Origin of the sequence: Acinetobacter sp. (assembly GCF_050285345.1) — a bacterium.
Taxonomy (GTDB): Bacteria; Pseudomonadota; Gammaproteobacteria; order Pseudomonadales; family Moraxellaceae; genus Acinetobacter.
The window spans coordinates 1-2,390 of sequence record NZ_JBLZXR010000106.1 but is presented as its reverse complement, the minus strand read 5'-3'; the positions used below and the strand labels follow the sequence as shown (position 1 = coordinate 2,390).

The 2,390-nt window shown below is 36.2% G+C and carries 2 protein-coding genes and 2 pseudogenes; all 4 read right to left on the bottom strand.

Features of this window, described 5'->3' with window-relative positions:
- Positions 1–324: pseudogene (locus ACN6OV_RS09075) on the bottom strand (UDP-glucose 6-dehydrogenase); the annotation flags it as partial.
- Between the two features lie 12 nt (positions 325–336).
- On the bottom strand, positions 337–1,212 hold the full coding sequence (galU, locus tag ACN6OV_RS09070; protein WP_427952192.1) for a UTP--glucose-1-phosphate uridylyltransferase GalU: 876 nt from the start codon (positions 1,210–1,212) through the stop codon (positions 337–339).
- A gap of 27 nt (positions 1,213–1,239) precedes the next feature.
- Positions 1,240–1,863, bottom strand: coding sequence for a sugar transferase (locus ACN6OV_RS09065; protein WP_427952190.1), 624 nt, complete (start codon positions 1,861–1,863; stop codon positions 1,240–1,242).
- 15 nt (positions 1,864–1,878) lie between these two features.
- Positions 1,879–2,390: pseudogene (locus ACN6OV_RS09060) on the bottom strand (amylovoran biosynthesis protein AmsE); the annotation flags it as partial.

Here is a 2,390-nt window from a genome sequence, read left to right as displayed (position 1 = left end):
AGCATTCATCATGAGTTTAGGATGAATAATGGTTCGAGATTTTAATTCTTTTAAAACCTCAATTGCTTGAAGTTCTTCAGTGGGATTAAAACTAAAAAAATAAGCATCGATATCTAAAGGAATATGGGAAAAGTTACAGTATTTTAAAAAACCATTAGCTTTCTGTTGCTCAAGCAGACGCTTAACCGCTTCATCTTGGGTATAGGCTTGCTCTGATGCTGGTTTTTTTAAAATATCGCACCAAAATACCTGATGACCACTTTCAGCCATTAAACCTGCAAAAACACCTGCATACAGAGTCTGTCCAAATACTGCAACTTTCATATCTATCTCTTTTTATAGTTTTAGGTCTTTAATCAGCGCCTTAAATTCCTCGCCTAATTTTGAATGATCTACACCGTAATGTAGCACTGCTTTTAAATACCCCAACTTGCTACCACAGTCAAAAGTTTGCCCTTTCATACGATACGCTTCAACTGTATCCGTTTGTTGTAACATCGCGATAGCATCAGTCAGTTGGATTTCATTGCCTGCACCTTTTGGTGTTTGCTCAAGCAATTGCATGATTTTCGCAGGTAAAATATAACGACCAACCACAGCTAAATTTGATGGTGCAGTACCAACCGCTGGTTTTTCTACAATGCCTTGCATTTGGATGCTTTGACCTTCTGCAGGTGTAAATGCAACATCGACTATCCCATATTGATCGACCATATGATCAGACACAGCTTCGACCATAATTTGTGATGCTTGAGTCTCATCAAAGCGTTGAATCATCAAACTTAAATCATTGCGTTCTGATAAATTTTTAACAAGAACATCCGGCAAAAGAACCGCAAAATCATCTTCACCGACAACAGCTTTTGCACAGAGTACAGCATGACCCAAACCTAATGGTTGTGGTTGACGCACACTAATCACATTGACATGAGGCGGTAAAATTTCAGTAATTTCTTTGAGTAAATCAAATTTCTTCTTAGATTCTAAAGTCGCTTCTAACTCAAAGTTACGATCAAAATAATTCTCAATCGATGCTTTTGAAGAATGTGTCACTAAAATAATTTCTTCAATACCTGCAGCAACTGCCTCACGCACCACATATTCAATTGCAGGGCGGTCTACCACTGTGACCATTTCTTTAGGAATAGATTTGCTTGCAGGTAAAAAACGTGTGCCGAGACCTGCGACGGGGAGAATGGCTTTTTTGATCATAATGTATATAAATTAATAAAACTTAAATTAAGATGATTTTACTTCATCATCCTTTTCATTAGGTTGATTTCCCTCAAATAAAGAAGGACCTACATGCCCTGGTGCATTAATGCCTTCGCGCTTGAGCATTACTTTCACTGTTTTGAACATGATTTTAAAATCAACCCAAATATTATGATGATCTACATACCATACGTCACATTTAAAACGTTCTTCATAATCCAGTTCGTTACGACCACTGACTTGTGCTAAACCAGTCATACCCGGACGTACTTCTAAGCGACGAGCTTGCTCAGGTGAATAAAGTTCAACAAATTCTTTTAACATTGGACGTGGACCAACAACACTCATATCACCTTTAATGACATTAAAGAGTTGAGGCATTTCATCTAAACTCGTAGAACGAAGCTTCCGACCAAAGGGCGTGATCCGATCTTCATCAGGCAAAGGATTACCATTTTTATCAACAGCATCCTTCATTGATCGGAACTTAATCATTTTAAAAAGTTTACCGTCTTTGCCTGTTCTTTCTTGGAGAAAGAAAATTGGAGAGCCTAAATTTTGACGAACCTTGTAAGCAACAATTAAGAATATAGGAGATAAAATTATTAAGGCTACAATAGCTATCAGTATATCTACCAAGCGTTTCATTATATGAGCACCACTTTAATTAGAGGTTTTTTTCCGAAGAAAGTTATTATAAACCTTCCCTAATATATCACTAGGTAAAAGTCGGAATGCTGACCTTATTAAAAACAATATATTAGCACATACTGGTGATTGAAGTTTAAGTTGTTTTTTTAAATCAAGTAATTGTTTCTCACTTTTAATGTATTCAAGCCCTTTACGTCTTGCATGCATGCCATTACCAACCCTAGCATATAACACAATATCTGGAAGATTCGCAACTTGATAGCCCTGCCCTATAACTCTTAGCCAAAGATTATAGTCTTCCATAAACAAGTGATGTTGATATCCTCCAACCTTTTGAATTACAGATTTTTTATAGGCAACCGTCATATGATTAAATGGACAACGTGAATTTGCAAACTCTTTTATTTCTAAGTTTTTTTGCGGCACACGTTTGATAATTTTAGAATCATTTGGTTCTTTATTAAATTCTAGAATTTGACCTCCTAAAAGAACAACATTTGGGTTATTCTGTATGAATTCAATTT